The sequence below is a fragment of the Clostridium manihotivorum genome (genome assembly GCF_004015185.1).
In the GTDB taxonomy this organism is placed as follows: Bacteria; Bacillota; Clostridia; order Clostridiales; family Clostridiaceae; genus Clostridium_AR; species Clostridium_AR manihotivorum.
The window spans coordinates 613,381-631,926 of record NZ_CP025746.1; the positions used below are offsets into that span (position 1 = coordinate 613,381).

16 protein-coding genes and 1 other annotated feature are annotated in these 18,546 nt (G+C 31.4%); of the genes, 12 read left to right on the forward strand and 4 right to left on the reverse strand.

Annotation, left to right across the window (positions count from 1 at the left end; all coding sequences use genetic code 11):
• Positions 1-133 precede the first annotated feature (133 nt).
• Positions 134-395, forward strand: a binding site (T-box leader).
• A gap of 81 nt (positions 396-476) precedes the next feature.
• Positions 477-3,584, forward strand: coding sequence for an isoleucine--tRNA ligase (gene ileS / locus C1I91_RS02665; RefSeq protein WP_128211107.1), 3,108 nt, complete (start codon positions 477-479; stop codon positions 3,582-3,584).
• Between the two features lie 57 nt (positions 3,585-3,641).
• On the opposite strand, the gene C1I91_RS02670 is transcribed toward ileS, so the two are convergent.
• Positions 3,642-3,935 carry a rhodanese-like domain-containing protein gene (locus tag C1I91_RS02670; RefSeq protein ID WP_128211108.1) on the reverse strand — a complete coding sequence of 98 codons (294 nt, stop codon included), beginning with the start codon at positions 3,933-3,935 and terminating at the stop codon, positions 3,642-3,644.
• A 597-nt stretch (positions 3,936-4,532) separates the two neighbouring features.
• Here C1I91_RS02670 and C1I91_RS02675 point away from each other — a divergent pair.
• On the forward strand, positions 4,533-5,531 hold the full coding sequence (locus C1I91_RS02675) for a LacI family DNA-binding transcriptional regulator (protein WP_128211109.1): 999 nt from the start codon (positions 4,533-4,535) through the stop codon (positions 5,529-5,531).
• Positions 5,532-5,553: 22 nt separating this feature from the next.
• Here C1I91_RS02675 and C1I91_RS02680 read toward each other — a convergent pair whose 3' ends face one another.
• The gene (locus C1I91_RS02680; protein WP_164880423.1) at positions 5,554-6,780 is read right to left on the reverse strand and encodes a DUF5050 domain-containing protein; all 1,227 of its coding nucleotides are present in this window, start codon (positions 6,778-6,780) and stop codon (positions 5,554-5,556) included.
• Positions 6,781-7,035: 255 nt separating this feature from the next.
• Here C1I91_RS02680 and C1I91_RS02685 point away from each other — a divergent pair, with 255 nt between their 5' ends.
• The 3 genes from C1I91_RS02685 (at position 7,036) to C1I91_RS02695 (ending at position 9,641) form a co-directional block, all read left to right on the forward strand.
• On the forward strand, positions 7,036-7,722 hold the full coding sequence (locus C1I91_RS02685) for a M48 family metallopeptidase (protein ID WP_128211111.1): 687 nt from the start codon (positions 7,036-7,038) through the stop codon (positions 7,720-7,722).
• Positions 7,723-7,858: 136 nt separating this feature from the next.
• On the forward strand, positions 7,859-8,311 hold the full coding sequence (locus tag C1I91_RS02690) for a MarR family winged helix-turn-helix transcriptional regulator (protein WP_128211112.1): 453 nt from the start codon (positions 7,859-7,861) through the stop codon (positions 8,309-8,311).
• Positions 8,304-9,641, forward strand: coding sequence for an MATE family efflux transporter (locus C1I91_RS02695; protein WP_128211113.1), 1,338 nt, complete (start codon positions 8,304-8,306; stop codon positions 9,639-9,641). The genes C1I91_RS02690 and C1I91_RS02695 overlap by 8 nt, the downstream gene beginning before the upstream one ends.
• 116 nt (positions 9,642-9,757) lie before the next feature.
• On the opposite strand, the gene C1I91_RS02700 is transcribed toward C1I91_RS02695, so the two are convergent.
• The gene (locus C1I91_RS02700; protein WP_128211114.1) at positions 9,758-9,940 is read right to left on the reverse strand and encodes a hypothetical protein; all 183 of its coding nucleotides are present in this window, start codon (positions 9,938-9,940) and stop codon (positions 9,758-9,760) included.
• Between the two features lie 140 nt (positions 9,941-10,080).
• On the opposite strand from C1I91_RS02700, the gene C1I91_RS02705 reads away from it, so the two are divergent.
• The 5 genes from C1I91_RS02705 to C1I91_RS02725 all read left to right on the forward strand — a co-directional run bounded on the left by C1I91_RS02705 (position 10,081) and on the right by C1I91_RS02725 (position 14,187).
• Positions 10,081-10,656, forward strand: coding sequence for a nucleoside recognition domain-containing protein (locus C1I91_RS02705; protein ID WP_128211115.1), 576 nt, complete (start codon positions 10,081-10,083; stop codon positions 10,654-10,656).
• 9 nt (positions 10,657-10,665) lie between these two features.
• Positions 10,666-11,193, forward strand: a complete 528-nt coding sequence (locus C1I91_RS02710) for a spore maturation protein (RefSeq protein WP_128211116.1) — start codon at positions 10,666-10,668, stop codon at positions 11,191-11,193.
• Positions 11,194-11,337: 144 nt separating this feature from the next.
• The gene (locus C1I91_RS02715; protein WP_128211117.1) at positions 11,338-12,063 is read left to right on the forward strand and encodes an ABC transporter ATP-binding protein; all 726 of its coding nucleotides are present in this window, start codon (positions 11,338-11,340) and stop codon (positions 12,061-12,063) included.
• Complete coding sequence (locus C1I91_RS02720) at positions 12,056-13,732, forward strand: putative ABC transporter permease subunit (RefSeq protein ID WP_128211118.1); 1,677 nt, start codon at positions 12,056-12,058, stop codon at positions 13,730-13,732. Before C1I91_RS02715 ends, C1I91_RS02720 begins: the two co-directional genes overlap by 8 nt.
• A gap of 242 nt (positions 13,733-13,974) precedes the next feature.
• Positions 13,975-14,187: a hypothetical protein gene (locus C1I91_RS02725; RefSeq protein WP_238475914.1), complete on the forward strand. Its 213-nt coding sequence runs from the start codon at positions 13,975-13,977 to the stop codon at positions 14,185-14,187.
• A gap of 135 nt (positions 14,188-14,322) precedes the next feature.
• Here C1I91_RS02725 and C1I91_RS02730 read toward each other — a convergent pair whose 3' ends face one another.
• Entirely contained in the window at positions 14,323-15,675 is a 1,353-nt protein-coding gene (locus C1I91_RS02730) for an MATE family efflux transporter (protein ID WP_128211119.1), read from the reverse strand.
• A gap of 409 nt (positions 15,676-16,084) precedes the next feature.
• On the opposite strand from C1I91_RS02730, the gene C1I91_RS02735 reads away from it, so the two are divergent.
• Positions 16,085-16,816, forward strand: coding sequence for a LytR/AlgR family response regulator transcription factor (locus C1I91_RS02735; RefSeq protein ID WP_128211120.1), 732 nt, complete (start codon positions 16,085-16,087; stop codon positions 16,814-16,816).
• Positions 16,817-17,090: 274 nt separating this feature from the next.
• On the forward strand, positions 17,091-17,750 hold the full coding sequence (locus tag C1I91_RS02740) for a hypothetical protein (protein WP_128211121.1): 660 nt from the start codon (positions 17,091-17,093) through the stop codon (positions 17,748-17,750).
• The last annotated feature ends 796 nt before the right edge of the window (positions 17,751-18,546 follow it).

Below are 18,546 nucleotides of genomic sequence, written 5' to 3' on the forward strand. Positions count from 1 at the left end.
GAGTTATTTAATATCATTTATAATAATATCATATAATATTTAGTAAATGTTTTCATTTATTAAATATATTAATAAATATATAGAAATTAAGAGATGTTGACAATAACTTCAAGCTGATATATAATTTTTACATTGAAAAGTTATGATTAGGGCAAGTATTTAAGTGTAATACTATAGAGAGCGATTGGTTGGTGCAAAATCGTGTATTTACTTGATGAAAATCACCTAGGAGCTGGAGGCTGAAAGTGTTTTAACATTAATAAGCTTATCTCGTCATCCTGCGTTAAAGGATAGAGTATGTATGTACTCGAAATTGAACCGTAGATTTATGTTTATATATAAATCTAAATTACGGTGTCTTAAGGTGGTATAACGAATATAACTTCGTCCTATGGGATGAAGTTTTTTTATTTTTTAAACATTTATTTTAAATTGTTTGATCTTTTACTTGAACATAAATGAAAGGGGAATAAATCATGTACAAAAAACTAGATTCTTCAAAAAGCTTTGTTGAACTTGAAAGAGAAGTAACTAAACTCTGGAGAGATAAAGAAATCATCAAAAAGAGTTTTGAATCAAATCAAGAAGGTGAATACTTCACTTTCTATGATGGACCTCCAACTGCCAATGGTAAGCCACACGTTGGACACATTATAACAAGAGTAATAAAAGATATAATACCTAGATACAAGGTAATGAAGGGGTATAAAGTTATAAGAAAAGCAGGATGGGATACTCACGGACTTCCTGTTGAGCTTGAAATAGAAAAGAAACTTGGAATATCAGGAAAGCAACAAATAGAAGAACATGGTGTAGAAGAGTTCGTAAAGCTTTGTAAGGATTCTGTATTCACATATGTAAGCATGTGGGAAGACATGTCCAATAAAATAGGTTACTGGGTTGATATGGAGAAGCCTTATGTTACTTATCATAATTCTTACATAGAATCAGTATGGTGGGCATTAAAACAAATGTGGGATAAGGATCTACTATACAAGGGTCATAAGGTAATGCCTTACTGTCCAAGATGCGGAACATCTCTTTCATCCCACGAGGTTGCTCAAGGATATAAAGATGTTAAGGATAACACAGCTTTTGTAAAGTTTAAGGTAAAAGGTGAGGAAAACAAGTATATAATGGCTTGGACTACCACTCCTTGGACATTACCTTCCAACGTAGGTCTTGCGATCAATAAGGCTTATGATTACGTTGAAGTTAAGCAAAATGGTGAAGTTTATATACTTGCTAAAGAATTAGTAGGTAAAGTTCTTTCAGAGGACTATGAAATAATAAGAGAATTTAAGGGTCAGGAACTTCTTGGCTTAGAATATGAACAATTAATGCCTTTCCATAAACCAGAAGAAAAAGCATTCTTTGTTATACATGGAGACTTTGTAACACTTTCAGATGGTACAGGAATAGTCCATATAGCACCTGCCTATGGTGAAGACGATAATATAGTAGCTAAGCAAAATGGATTGCCATTGATAAACTTAGTAGATGCAGAAGGTAAGTTTGTTGATGAAGTTACTCCTTTTGCAGGAATATTTGTTAAGAAGGCCGATGAAAAGATATTAAATTATCTTAAAGATCAAAACTCACTTTACAAAGCAGAGAAGCATACTCACTCATACCCACACTGTTGGAGATGTGATACACCACTTCTTTACTATCCAAAGGCTAGCTGGTTTGTAAGAATGACATCTTTAAGAGATAAACTATTAGAAAACAATAATAAGATAAACTGGTATCCAGACAACATAAGAACAGGAAGATTCGGTAAGTTCCTTGAAAATGTAATCGACTGGGGGATATCAAGAGATAGATATTGGGGGACACCACTTCCAATATGGGAATGTGAATGCGGACATAGAGAGCTTATAGGAAGTATAGCTGAGCTTAAAGAAAAAGGTATAAATGTTCCAGAAGATATAGAACTTCATAAACCATATATAGATGGTGTAAAGCTTAAATGTAGCTGTTGTGGAAAAGAGATGAAGAGAACTGCAGAGGTTATAGACTGCTGGTTTGATTCAGGTTCAATGCCATTTGCTCAACATCACTACCCATTTGAAAACAAGGAATTATTTGAGGCTAACTTCCCAGCTCAATTTATATCAGAAGCTGTAGACCAAACAAGAGGATGGTTCTATACTTTACTTGCAATATCAACTGCTATATTTGATAATAATCCTTTTGAAAACTGTATAGTTTTGGGTCACGTTCTTGATAAAAAGGGACTTAAGATGTCCAAATCAAAAGGTAACGTAGTTGCCCCTGATGATGTTTTAGACACAGTAGGAGCTGATGCAACAAGATGGCATTTCTATACATCAAGTGCACCATGGCTTCCAACTAGATTTTCAAAGGATGATGTTGAAGAGACTCAAAGAAAGTTCTTAAGCACACTTTGGAATGTATATTCATTCTATGTTTTATATGCTGATTTAGATAAATTCGATGCTACTAAGTACAGTGAATTTAAGTCTGAAAATGTTATGGATAAATGGATATTATCAAAACTTAATACACTTATAAAGACAGTAGAAGAAAACTTGGAAGGATACAGAGTAACTCAAGCAGCTTTAGCTCTTGAAGATTTTGTTGATGAACTTTCAAACTGGTATGTAAGAAGAAATAGAGCTAGATTCTGGACTACAGAATTAAATGATGACAAGATAGGAGCATATACTACTTTATATAAAGTGCTAGTTGCCCTAAGTAAGATATCAGCACCATTTGTACCATTTATGAGTGAAAATATATATCAAAGTCTTGTTTTAAGCTTAGATGAAAAAGCTGAGGAAAGTGTTCATCTATGCAAGTGGCCAGTGGCTGACCTTAATGCTGTTGACAAAAAGCTAGAGGAAGAAATGGAACTTGCATATGCTATAGTTAAGCTTGGAAGAAGCGCTAGAAATGGTGCAAATATAAAGAACAGACAGCCGTTATCAGAGATGCTGGTTTCAGTTAAGTCATTACCAGAATATTATGGTGATATAGTTAAAGACGAACTGAATATAAAACAAATAGTATTTGGTGCAGATTTATCTGAGCATGTTAACTTTGAGATCAAGCCAAACCTTCCAGTGTTAGGAAAGGCTTATGGTAAGATGATACCTGGAATAAGAAAAGAAATAGCTGCTAAAAACCAAATGGAATTAGCGCAAAAGATACAAAATGGAGGTACTGAAACTATAAATGTGGATGGTACTGAAATAGAATTAAACAATGAGAATCTTCTTGTAACTATGCAAGGCTTAGAAGGATTTGCTTTTGCTGGTGAAGGTGAAGTTGGTGTTGTTCTTGATACAACAATCACTGATGAACTAAGAGAAGAAGGTCATGTAAGAGAAATCATATCAAAGATACAAAACATGAGAAAAGAAAGTGGTTTCGAAGTATCAGATAAGATAAATCTTTATGTAGCAAACAATGACTTGCTAACTGGTGTAGTTAATAAGTTTGCAGATACAATAAAGAGAGAAACTTTAACTGTAGATATATTATTCAACAGTGAAGTTGAATATACTGAATGTAATATTAATGGAGAAAAACTTGATGTAGCTGTAAAGAGAGTTTAGTATCTAAAAAGGACTGCCACAATAGTAGCAGTCCTTTTTACCTTTTATGTATAAAACTTATTTCCAACGAGCAAAGCCCTCATATAAGTGATAAATATCTGAAAATCCATTTTCTTCGAGAAAATTTGTAGCCATTGGACTTCTTCCTCCAGTTTGGCAATAAACCAAAACAGGTTTGTCTTCATAGTCTAGGATTTCTTCATATCTGAAGGGTAGCTTGTTAGCAGGGATAAGAACGGCACCATCTATATGTCCTTCTTCAAATTCTTCATCAGTTCTAACATCTAATATAAGTATGCCATCATTGTCAGCTAGAAGTTTTTTTGCATCAGTTATGTTTATTTGATTCATTAAAGTTCCTCCTTTTAGGTTATTAATCTATAGTACATTTTAATTTAAGTGATTAGATTTAACAATTAAAAATATTAAATATTTTTGCATGATGTTTTTTTGGTAAAACTAACGTTAAAGCTTTGATATAAAAAATATACTAAAGTTATTTGCGCTTTTATTCTTGTGCTTTATTAAGAATTGGAATAATAAGACGAATATATACTTATTGGTAACACATAATTGCTTGGAGCATAGTGTATTGTTTAATTTTAGATTTTATATATGTACAGATTAATTGTTTTGTTAGAAAATGTATAGTATACTAAAAAGATATAATATTGAATCTAATAAAAATGGTCCATAATTTTAGTATATAAATAAATAAGTTGTGGATAAAAATGGATAAAGTTACAAAATAAATGTTGTTAATTGAATTTATTTCTATTATTTCATATAATAGAATATAGAAAACGTTTAAAGAAAGAGTAATTTATTATTTTTTACATAAAATAAAAAATAAACTTAAGTAATGGAGCATATTTCCTTGTAATGCCATAATTTTGCCATTATAATATTTTTTATTGAAACAATTTCATAATAGGAGTTGATGGGATAATGTCAGTTTCAATTAAAGACGTTGCAAAAGAAGCTGGAGTTTCAATTGCAACTGTATCTAGAGTATTAAACGACATCGATGTTGTTAATGAAGAGACAAAGAAAAAGGTTTTGGATGCAATAAAAAAACTTGGATATAGACCTAATATTGTTGCTAGAAGTCTAAAAACACAAAGGACAAAAACTATAGGGATTCTTATACCAGATATATCTAGCCAAATATACCCTGAAATAGTTAGAGGAGCAGAGGATGTTGCTAACATATATGATTACAATGTAATACTGTGTAACTCTGACTTGGATGTTGAAAAAGAAAAGGAATACCTAAAGGTTCTTAAAGAAAAGATGGTTGATGGTGTTCTTTATATGAGTAGTTCCCTAGATGATGAGATTGTAGATTTGGTAAACGAGCTTGATTTAAAAACTGTATTAGTAGAGAGTAAGGATAAAGAAGGTTTATTGCCTAGTGTTACTATAGACAATGCTAAGGCTACATATGATGCTACAAAATACTTATTGGACAAAGGTGCTAAGAAAATAGCCTTTATTGGTATAAAGAAAGATACTAATAATGCATGGAGCAATAGATATATAGGTTATGAGAATGCGCTTAAAGATGCCAATATAGAAATAAATGAAGCACACCTATACTTTGATACTTTAAAAACTAAGACAGGACACGAAGGTGTACTTCATATTCTTGAAAGTAAGGATAGACCAGATGCAATAGTATGTGCTTCAGATGAAATCGCTATGGGAGCGGTAAATGCTTTAAGAGAAAATAACATCAGTGTTCCAGAGGACATCAGTGTTATTGGATTTAATAATATTTACGCTGCGTCAGTATTTTATCCAAAGCTTACAACAATTTCTCAGCCTGTATATGATATGGGGTCTATAGCAATGAGAATGCTCATTAAGCTTATTAATCAAAAGACAATAGAAGAAGGTCACTATGTACTTGATCATCAGCTTATCGTAAGAGATAGCTGCAAATAAAAGCATGCCAAACGGCATGCTTTTATTTTACGTATTTTTCTTCACTTCCATCGGTTTTTATAGAGTAATAAATATATTGATTTCTATCTGTATTTACTTCAGGAAGAACAAAAATCCTATCATTTAATATGAATATTTTACCTGGCATTTGAAGTGGACCTGATACAGTGGATATTTTTTGAGTATTTAGATTATACTTCTGAAGCCTAAAAGTAAATTGTGTCCCCCCAACATTCAAATCAGAGGAGTTGGAGATAAAGTATAGTTCATCTTTATATATATTTATGGAGCCTTGAGAGCTATAATCAGTCTGTAATATAGTAGAGGTCTTTTTTGTATTTAAATCGAACCTCATTAATTCTTGTTTTGGAATCTCACCATCCTTTGCAATAATTGGCATTTTGAAATAGTATATGCTGTTGTTATATATATTAACCTGAATAAAGGTATCTTCTAAAACAGATTGGAAGCCTGATCCATCAAGATTCATTGAATAAAGTGTGTTTTTCCACTTCTCATCATTGCCGCTGCCTGAGGTTGAAATTGATGAAAAATAAATCTTATCATTGTTTACAAAAATAAAAGGAGAAAAGCTTAGCGATGAGTTTGGAGGAAGTTGTAAATTAGTCTTTATATCTGTTAAGGAATCACCATTAAGATTCATCTTCTTTATAGATAGATCTGCAGTGCTTATAAAATAAATCCAATCGTTATATATAAAATAGGCGCCACATTGACTTAAAAGTTTTTTTTCTTCATGAGGGGCTTGTATCTTTTCTTTATAGAGGTCTGGTTGTGCAAATGGTCTATAAATTATAGAATCATCTACTATATTCATATCGTAGATACCTTCAAAATCTAACTTTTTAAACATTGTTGTGCCATCTTCCATTGAGTATACTAACTTAGGGGTGTCTGACGCAAGTACATAAGGCGAGATAAATAAGTATGGTTTTGAATATCTTACATATCCACCATTAAGGTAATTGCTTAATGTATTTACATCATCTACTGTGTTATGTGAACCGCTAGAGTTCGTCTTAAGATCAGTGGATAGGGTTTCAGTTGTAGTTAAAGGTTTTGTTGTGCTAAGCGAAGACAATTCTTTAGGTTTTTCTTCTTTAGTTTTATTACTAGCCTCTGAGGAAGTCGAAGTCTTCTTTTGAGATTTGCTATATATATTAAATGCTAAGCTACAGCCTACTAAGACCACCATAAGCCCGGATATAATAAAGAAACGCTTTTTCATACAATACCTCCCATTAAAGTTATTATTACTTATTCTATCCATTATATTTAATTCCTCTAATATATAAAAATTTATTATATAATATTAATATGTATTCATAATAATGTATTTTAAATTAAGGCTATTTTATATTTCAACAATATTATCAAATATAGCCTGAATTAAATCTTGCTTAGTAATTTTATATAAAATTTATGCTTTACTATTTGAAAAGTAGAAGGCGTAGAAATTTTGCTGTAATATTAGGAGATTAAAATGGAGTATGAAATAGTAAGAACTAAAAGAAAGACAGTAGCAATTGAGGTTAAGGAAGATAAAATAATTGTAAAATGTCCATATAGATGTTCAAAAGATTACATAGATAGTGTTGTTAATAAAAATAAGTTGTGGATAGAGCAAACTCATAAAAAGATTATGGAGAGAAGTGAAAAACGCTTAAAGTATGTTGATGGACAAATAGTATATTATTTAGGAAGGCCCTATGAACTAGAATTTAACTATGGTTTAAAAAACTCTTTGCAATTTAAGCAAAATAAATTTGTTTTTACCATAGAGGCCAGTAAGAATGGCAAAAATCCACTTCTTGAGGAAATAGCTAAAGATATGCTTATGAATTGGTTTAGGAAGGAGGCAAAAGAATACTTGAATAAGAGAACCTTTGAATTGGCTGATAAGTTAGGGCTGTCTGTAAACAAGGTATACATAAAGAATGTTAAAACCATATGGGGGAGCTGTTCCTCAAAGAATAATATAAACTACAATATAAAGCTGATTTCCATGCCTGAGGGAATAATTGATTATGTAATAATTCATGAATTGTGTCATACCTTAGAGAGAAATCATTCTGATAAATTCTGGGGGTTAGTTGAGAAAATAATCCCAGACTATAAAGAAAGAAGAAATTTCCTTAATACTAGTAGTAGTAAGTATTGTAATTGGTAGTAAGATCCTTAAAATAATTTTACAATAAGAACGTTTACTAAAACAAATTGGTAAAAAATGTGGTTGCAGTTGCAACCATTTTTTATTATACTAATTTTTGTCGTAAAAATTATCTTTATAATATGGGAGTCTTTTTATGGATAATAATAATGAAATGCTCGGAGCTTATATATCTCAATTGTATAGGATTGGAAGTGCTTTTATCTCTAAGGAGCTTTCACAATTTAATATTGGATATGGCCAATTTAGATTTCTGATGGAATTATATAAGAATGGTAGTTTGTGTCAGGAGAAATTAGCAGAGATGCTATACATAGATAAGGGAACTACTGCAAGAGCAATTAAGAAGCTTGAAGAAGAAGGGTATGTATTAAGAGTTAGAGATGGAGCAGATAAGAGAATGTATAAAGTCTCTTTAACTGACAAGGCTAAGGAAATAGAAGCAGATATTAAGAAAGTCCTAAAGAATTGGAACGATAAACTAACTTCAGATTTAAGTGAGGAAGAAAAAAAAATTACCCTTGAGGTAATGGCAAAGATATCTAGAAACCAAAGAATATGCGCAGGGAGGGAAAAGGATAATGGATAGACAAAAGAGATTAGGTGAAGAACCGATAGGTTCTTTATTATTAAAGTTTTCAGTGCCGGCAATAATCGGCATGATGGTTAATGCTCTTTACAACGTAGTAGACAGAATATTTATAGGAAATATTCCTGATATAGGAAAAGATGCTTTAACTGGGGTGGGAATAACGCTTCCTATAATGACTATCATAATGGCCTTTGGTATGCTTGTAGGTATTGGTACCGCAACGGCAATATCAATAAGACTTGGACAAGGAAAGAAGGAAGAAGCAGAAAATATCTTAGGTAATGCTTTTGTACTTTTGATAATAACAGGAGTAGTCATAACTATTGTAGGTCTTTTGACAATGGAGCCTGTTTTAAATGCTTTTGGAGCTAGCGAGGTAACGTTAAAATACGCAAAACAATTTATTCAAGTAATATTTATTGGTTCAATATTTAATGTAATGGGCTTTGGACTTAATCACTCAATAAGAGCAGACGGTAATCCTAAAATAGCTATGTTCACAATGCTTATAGGTGCTATATTAAATACTATTTTAGAACCTATATTTATATTTGTGCTTCATTTAGGCGTAAGAGGAGGAGCTGCTGCAACAGTTATTTCTCAGTTCATCTCTATGTTATGGATACTAAATTATTTTACTAGAGGAAATAGTATTCTTAAGCTTAGAGTAAAGAACTTTAAATTGAAAAAGGAATTTATCATAAGTATATTTGCTATAGGTATTTCACCTTTTGCTATGCAGCTGGCATCTAGTGTGGTTCAGATTATATCAAATAATGCCTTAAGAAATTATGGTGGAGATGTATCTATAGCAGCAATGTCCATTATAAGCTCAGTAGCTATGATTTTCATGATGCCTATTTTCGGAATAAATCAGGGATCATTGCCTATAATAGGGTATAACTATGGGGCTAAAAAGTATGAGAGAGTTAAGGAAGCTGTTAAGAAGGCTTCTATAGGAGCTACGGCAATAGTAGTGGTTGGGTTCTTAGTTGTAGAAATCGTGCCGCATTTTGTTATAACTATATTTAATAGTGATGCAGAGCTTGTAAGAGTTGGTAGCAATGGACTTAGAATATTCTTGTTCATGCTTCCTGTGGTAGGTTTCCAAGCGATTAGTGCTAACTACTTCCAAAGTATAGGTAAAGCTAAGATGGCTATGTTCTTAAGTCTTCTAAGACAAGTGATACTTTTAATACCATTACTTATTATATTGCCTATATTCTTTAAACTTAATGGAGTATGGCTTGCTGGACCAATATCTGATGTACTTTCAGCACTTATAACAGCTATAGTGTTTTATAAAGATGTAAAAGCTTTAAAGTAATAATCTATATTTAGATATTGTAAAAGGGACAGATAATTCTTAAGTAGAATTTATCTGTCCCTTGTTTTATTCCTTAGAAAATTAACAATCTTAAAACTAATGCTTTAGTATTGTTTTTATAGAATTCCTTCTGTTTTTAATATATCTTCAAGCTGTTGAACTTTTTCAGTTAATACGATGAATTTCTTTTTTAATCCATCCTTTGATTCATTTTCATCAATGCTCTTTTCAATTTCTTCTACAGCAGCTAGTGCTTCCTCAATATCCTGTTGAGCAAGCTTAAGGTTATTTTCATCCATAAGTAATCTCCTTTACTTTAGTTATAAAAAATATTATAAAGTATAGTTTAATGTTATCATTACTAAACCAGCAGTGCAAGGCATATATTGTATAGATACCCAAAGATGTATCATTTAATAATATTAATTGGAGGAAAAATATGATTAATTACATATGGTTTTTCATGTTACTTTTAGGAATAGCCGTAGGTATCTTTACAGGAAATGGTGAGCTTATATCAAAAGCAATAGTTGATTCTACAGCATCAACTACAGATTTACTCTTGGGTCTTTTAGGGATTATGTGTTTCTGGTGTGGAACTATGAAGGTTGCAGAAAAAAGTGGTCTTACAAATATACTAGCAAGCTTACTTAAACCAATATTAAAGGTATTGTTTAAAGATGCTGCAAGAGATGAAAAGACTTTAGGTTCTATTGTTATGAATCTTACAGCCAATATGCTAGGTTTATCTAACGCTGCAACCCCTTTTGGAATTAAGGCTATGGAAGGTATGGACAAGCTAAATCCTAAGAAAGGTATTGCTTCAAATGATATGGCTTTATTCTTAGTGATAAATGCTGCTTGTGTTCAGTTTGTACCATCTACAGTTATATCTGTCAGAGCTGCAGCTGGGTCCTCTAACCCTGGATCCATAATAATCCCATCCTTAATAGCAACAGGATGTGCTGCCATAGTTGGGATTACTTGTACAAAAATACTGGAGAAATACTTTTAGGAGGATTTTATGTTTAATTATCTATTAAAAAGCATAATACCTATAATTTTTATAGCAATATTGATTTATGGAATGATAAAGGGAAGAAAGGTTTATGAATGGTTTGTAGAGGGAGCTAAAGAAGGACTTCATGTGTGTTATAGAATATTCCCTTATCTTTTATCAATGATAATAGCTGTAAAGATATTTAGGGAAGCAAAACTTTTGGACATGCTTAATAACCTTTTAGCACCAGCAGCTTCTATTATAGGGCTTCCAAAGGAGTTAATTCCACTTATATTAGTAAAGCCTCTTTCAGGAAGTGGTGCGCTAGGGGTATTTACGGATATACTAAAACAATATGGAGCGGACAGCTATATAGGGATGGTAGGATCGGTAATAATGGGAACTACTGAAACTATTTTTTATACTATTACGGTATACTATGGAGCAGTAGGAATAAAAAAGATAAGACATACCTTATGGGGAGCCATTATGGCAGACCTGACAGCCATAATAGTAGCTGTCACTGTAGTTAAAATAATGTTCTTTAAATAGAATGGTTAAATCCTTTTATATGTTTAAAAAAATAAAATTTATTCAGAATAACTAAAGAAAGTAGTTTTAGCAAATTTTTTACTAATCTTAAGATTAAATTAAGAAAACTATGGTAAAATTTTTCTATAAAAGGAGGAGAGAAAGATGATTGAAATAAAAAATGTGTCTAAGAGCTACAATAAGACTAGCAATGCTGTAGACAATGTAGACATCACAATAAACGATGGAGAAATTTTTGGCTTTTTAGGACCTAATGGAGCAGGTAAGACTACAACTATAAAGATGATAACAGGTATTATTTCTCCAACTCAAGGTGACATAAAAATAAATGGGGTAAGTATTACTGAAAATCCTTTAGAAGCTAAGAAGCAGTTTGCTTATGTGCCTGATAGTCCTGATATGTTTTTAAGATTAAAAGGTATAGAGTACTTGAACTTTATGGCAGATGTTTATAATGTGCCAAAGAATCAAAGGCAGAATAAGATAGAGGAGCTTGCAAAAAGATTTGATATGCAGTCAGCGCTTTCAGATCAACTACAATCTTATTCACATGGTATGAGACAGAAGATCGTTGTAATGGGAGCATTGATACATGATCCAGAGGTATGGATATTAGATGAACCGCTTACAGGGCTAGATCCTAAATCTGCTTTTATACTAAAAGAGATGATGAGAGAACATACTAACTCTGGTAAGTCCGTATTTTTCTCAACTCATGTATTAGATGTAGCAGAGAAGGTCTGTGACAGAGTAGCTATAATAAATAAGGGTAAAATCCTGTTCTGTGGAACTTTAGCGGAAATGAAGGAACACTTTAAGACCAATGAGTCCTTAGAGCAGATGTTCTTGGAGATGACAGAAAATGAATAGAGTTTGGTTATTGACTAAGATATTTTTTAAAACTGGCTTTGGCAACACAAGAAGAGGTAAAAAAAGGACTAATTCAAAGATAGGTAATATAATATTACTTCTTATTACACTTCCTTTGATTATGTTTGGTGTTGGTGCTATGATGTTCGGTATTTATGAAGGACTTCATATGCTTAATCAAGATGCACTTTTAATAGGTCTTTCATATAGCTTGGTTTCTTTAATTATATTTGTATTTGGTATGATGTCTGTAATAAGTATATTTTATTTTTCTAAGGATATTGATTTTGTACTGCCACTACCTTTCAAACCTCATGAAATAACCTTAGCTAAATATATCACCGTTGTGGTATATCAATATATGCTGGAGGCCTTCATATTATTGCCGGCGATAGGTATATATGGTTTTAGAACTGGAGCAGGAGTACAATTCTATCTAGCAGGTCTTGTATGTTTTATATTTATGCCAATACTTCCAGTAACCTATTGTTCTATTGTAGCTATGCTTCTTATGAGATTCACTAATCTAGCTAAGCATAAGGATGGCTTTAGAGTAATAACAGGTCTTATAGCTATATGTATACCAATAGGCATAAATCTTGTATCAAATTCCTTTGGTTCAAAGGCTAATGCTAATCCAGAAGCCCAAAGACAACTTCTTGAACATTGGATGACAAATAAGAACTCAGCTTTAGATAGTCTTTCAAATGTATTTATAACTTCAAAGATCGGAACTTATGCTACTGTAGCAGAAACTCCTTCAAAGATGGCAGTTAACTTATTGTTATTCGTTCTTATAAATATACTAGCAATAGTAATGTTTATATTTATAGCTGATGCCTTATATCTTAAGGGGGCAGTAGGCAATTCTGAAAGCTTTAGCTCTAGAAAAGAATTAAAGAAAGAAGTACTAGATAAGAGCACTAAGGAAAAGTCTCAGCTTATGACTTGGTTTAACAAAGAGATGGTACTTTTGTTTAGGACTCCAGCTTATTTGCTGAACTGCATATCAACAATAGTTATTATTCCAGTTGTTATGCTGATTCCTATGCTTTCACAAGGTGGTAGTATCGATAATATTTCTAAAGATGTAGGCGAAATTTTAGCTGAGCCCAAGAGTTATAATATAGTTATTGCTGTTGCCTTTGCGGTTATAATATTCTTTACTGCATCTAATCCAGTGGCTTCAACCTCTATATCAAGAGAAGGCGACAATGTCTATGTATCAAAGTTTTTGCCTGTAAGTTTTATGACTCAGATGATGGCAAAGGTATTAAGCTCTGTAGCTATAAATAGTATACTGATAGTAGTATTTGCTATAGGAGCACTTATTATAAAGGTACCAATTACTTTAATATTATTAATATTTATACTAGCAATGTTAGAAATAGTTATGTTTGCAATGATAGGTCTATTAATAGATCTTCACTCGCCCAAACTTGTCTGGGATGATGAACAAAAAGCTGTTAAGCAGAACTTTAATTCAATGAAATCTTTGCTTTTAGGCTTGGTTGTTGGAGGAATAGGTACTGCAGCGACTATATTTATTGGTGCTAATTATATCATATCTTATTTTGCATTGGCATTATTTACCTTGATAGCAGATGTATTACTGTATAAGGTTTTAAGCACAGTAGGGTATAAGCTTTTTAATAAGATAGCAGACTAGACATGTTATGAAATGTTAAATAAGTGTTAAATATATAAAAGGTATGAAACTTTTGGTTCACTTATTACGTCTATATATATGATGAATTAAATAAATAAAGCTACTTTTGATGGATTGAAAATCCTTTGAAAGGAGTAATAAGTTTCTTAATTATATGGTATCCTAGCATAAAATATTAAGCTATCCAAGGGGAGTTGGATTGTTTGAATTTTTAACTTAAATAAATCCAGGGGAGAGTGTTTATGGAAAGGAAGTTGAAAGAACTTTTATCAGTTACAGATGATGATATAAAGTATTTGGCATACGGTATAGGAATAGGTACCACAGCTGGATTAATTCTAGGCTTCTTTATAAATAATATTCCTCTAGGATTTTCTTTAGGTGGGGTATTTGGCATAATTGTTTCCGCTGTATATTCTATATATAAAAAGATTACTAGCAATAAAGAAAAGTAATTTAATAAATAATAAAAGGGCTTGAGATGAAGAAATCATTTCAAACCCTTTTTTACTACATTTTTCTCATATTCATTTAGGAAGAAAGACGAGAAAAAGCTCACTGAAGAAGGTGGCTTCAGTGGCTTTTATTACTTATTTAACACATTGTAGTTCATTAAACCTTCTTCTAAACAACATAAATATAATTGATCCATCCACTGCCCATTGAACACTTGTTATTATCCACACATACATAACAGGAAGTTTGAGGATATAAATTGCTAAGAACATTAAAGGTAGTCTTATGACCCAACTTGAGAACATAGATACTTTGAAGGGGGTTTTCGTATCTCCGGAGCCTTTAAGTATACCGCCAGCAACCATGGATAAAGCCATAAAGGGCTGTTCTATAGCCGCTATCATAAGGCAAATGATACCCTCATTTATTACCTTTGTCTCAGATGGACTGATAAATAGCGATACTAAAACCTTAGGTATTACCAGGAACAATATTGAGCATATAAGCATAACTATAGTTGCTAGAGATATTGAACAATAAGCATATTCTTTGGCCATTTTGTAGTTCTTTTCTCCGATTTTCTGCCCTACTAGTGCAGTAGCAGCTACAGCAAAACCCCACCCTGGCATGAAGGATATTGATTCAATAGAGGTAGTTATTTGGTTGGCTGCAAAAGCTAAGCTACCTAATGAAACAATGAAGAAGTTACTTAAGAGTCTGCTTATACTGAAGGCACCTTCCTGCAAGGCTGAAGGTACAGATAAATTCATAAGACTTTTGAACATATCTAAATTTAATGAAGTTATATATTTTAATCGTACTTTTATTTTTGAATATTTGTACATATAAAAAAGTATAAAAGTGAATCCAACTATTTGAGCAGTGGTTGTTGCAATTGCAGCACCCATAACTCCAAGAGGAGCCAATCCAGGTCTACCAAATATTAATATATAGTCTAAGGTTATGTTTATTATATTTATTATTATTGAAGCTATCAAAGGTATTTTAGTATTTCCTGAGCCTCTTAGTGAAGCGTTAAGACTATTCATGAACATATTAAAAGTAATACCTATAGAAGCTATTTTCATATATGGAGAGCCTAAATTGATTATAGCATTTTCAGCTCCTACTAGTTTGAATATTATGGACGAACCCATAAACAGAGTAATGAACACAAATATAGATATTACTGAAGAAGCTAGGAAACCTAAAGTAGCATACTCTTCTGCAAGTTCAGTTTCTTTTGCACCTATATTTCTGGCTACTAAAGAAGATATACCTATTGATATTCCGTTAGCAACTAGTATGTTAGAGAAGGTGTATATTATCTCTGTGCCTAGTCCAACACTACTTACAGCTAAGTTGCCGCCATATTTTCCTACCATCATGGTATCAAAGACGCCAATCATCATATATAAGATCATTTCGCCTACAGCTGGCAGTGCTATAGTTAAAACATCTAAAATCGTAGATTTATGAATTTTCATTAAGTGCTCCTTTCTTGAACATTATAGAAAACCTTAAATATTATATCATAAGTCTGATAGATGGTGTAATTAGGTGCAAAGGATAACATATATTTACAAAATATCTAAATTAAAATATAATTATATTACTTATAATGGTAAAGAAAGAGTGGCTTTATCTATTTTGTAATATGTAACAAGGAGCTTATATAATCGATTTTTAACTTTTAGTAAACGTTATTTTAATTATTAAAAAGTTTGAAATTTTAGCTGTGTTTAAGATTATTGTTTAAATACAGTAGTAATGAAGGAACTACTCTATGAGCAAGCTGATTAAAGCATCTGATTACTGATTGATTAATTTAAAAACGGTGCTTTAACAGAGCCTAAGTTTCATATTAAATACAAGTAAGGTAGGTGAGGAGTATAAATGAATATAATAGTTTGTGAGGATTCTGAAAAGCAAAGAATAGATATTGTAAAACAGATAGACAACATAATAAGAAAAAACTACTTAAATATGAAGGTTTATCTTTCTACAGAAAATCCCTACGATGTTATAAAGTCAATAAAAGATACTCCAGAGCTAAGCGTATATATTTTAGATGTAGATCTTAAATGCAATATTAATGGCATAGAATTAGCTGATAAAATTAGGGACAAGGATCCCTATTCCTTTATAATATTCATTACCAGTCATTCAGAAATGACTCACCTAACCTTCAAATATAAGGTTGAAGCCTTTGATTACATAATTAAGAATTCTAGAGAACAATTATACAGAGGGATTAGTGATGCTTTGTTAAAGATTAACATGAGGTTAGGTAATAGTAATGTTAGTGACAAGTACTTTACCATAGAGGATGGAAGGTCTATAACAAAGATTGATTTTAGAGATATACTATTTTTTGAAACTACAAGCACAAAAAATAAAATAAAAGTCAATTGTTTTAATAGGAGTAAAGAGTTTTATAGCAAGCTTAAGGACATAGAAGAATCTTTGGATCAGAGATTTATAAAATGCCATAAGTCTTTTATAGTAAATTTAGATAATATTGAATCAATAGATAAAAAAGAGAAATTAATATACATGAGAAATGGACAGACCTGTTGCCTATCAAAAAGTTATACTAAAGCTTTGTTAGATAAAATTAAGTTTTAATTTTAGACTATGTTAAAGTACTGTGTTGAAATTAATTGGTAAGTCATCCGATGATTAGATGAGTTCGGGTAAAGAATTTATTTATGGTTTATGTAAGATGTTACCAAATAGTAATCTTTTTTTCATTGATTTTAAAAAAGCTACTGTGTTATAATTTACAATGTCCTAGAAAAAATATGGTAATTATTCAGCTGAAGTTAAATTATCTATAGATAGTGCATATTATTTTGCAAGGATCTTGTGATTAAATACAAGTAAGAAAGGAATTAATCCAATGAATAGAAAGTTAGTAGCTACCTTACTGGTTATAACAATGGCTCTTTTTCAAGGGTGTAGTAAGGCTCAGGATAAGAAAAATGTTGCTTCTGATAGTACAAAAACTCAGGAAGCTTCTGACACTTCTAAAGATAAGGATTCTACAACAAACTCTAAAGATGAAGATAAAACTGATTCTACAGATCAGTCAGCCACTAGTGATAAGGATGATTCTGCAAGCAAGGCTAAAGATGATAAATCCAACACCAAAACCACTGAAGATTCAAATGCTAAAGAAACCTACATCGGTACATGGGTAGTAAAAAAAGAAGTAGGCGCTGGTCCAGTACAGACCTTAAGTAAGGCTGATATAAAAAAGATGGTAGGTAAAAGGTTGAGTTTTTCAAAGAATAAATCAAGTTGCTTTGTTGAAAAGGTAAGTGATTTGAATAAGACCATAAATAATCCTGTATATAATAAAACATCTATATCTAAAAGTAAGTTTGATGAAGGTAATAAAAATAAAGTAACCTTTGAGAAACTTGGCGTAAAAGCTAATTCTCTTACTGAAGTAAATGTTAAAGACTCAAAGGGAAATCATTGTAACTTTTATATAAAGGACAAGAATACATTGATTCTATATGGTGGTGGAGCATACTTTGAACTTGATAAAGTCTAAAATCCCAACCATATTAGGAAGAATGATAGTAGTTCTAATAGGCGCCTGAATACTCAGGTGCTTTTTGCTGTTTATGAACTATAAAATAATATATTAGACATAGCAAGTTAAGACTTAGAAAGTTATATTTAAGGACTTAATATATAAGCCATCACAGGGTTATTAATATGTACAATATAATTAACATAGATAAAAAAGTATGTTTCGAAGACAAAATAGTATATTTGGGAAGCTAAATAGTATATCTTGGTATATAAGTATAGCGATTCATATAAAAATCTGATAGTATTTATACACTAGATAAATTATACAACTTTTAACAAATTATTTTTGGGGAGTGGTGAAATATTTAATATAGCTGTAAGTGCAGCTCTAGGGATCTCTTCAAAGAACTGAAAAGTGCGTAATATAGGAACGCTTTATGGAACTTCTGGAAGAGTAAACTTAATAATGTTCATAATTATGTTTTATATAGTGGAGGGAGTTATGTCAAGCATCAGAGTATTAATTAATATTTCACTTAATGTCTTAGCTGTATTCATTGTTGCAGTTTATTATTACTTTATTATTTTATAAATTAAACGATAGTCATCTGTCCTATAAAGTTTCCTCCTTAAAAGCTATTATGGGCGGATACATATATAAATAGCTAAGGATAAATCCTTAGCTATTATAATTATTACTTCAAATCTATAGTAAACTTCGAAGCTTCATCAATCTTATAGAACTTATCTAATCTACTTGATGCAATTCTATATTTCTTATCTTTAGAGACTCCTTTAAATATAATATAAAA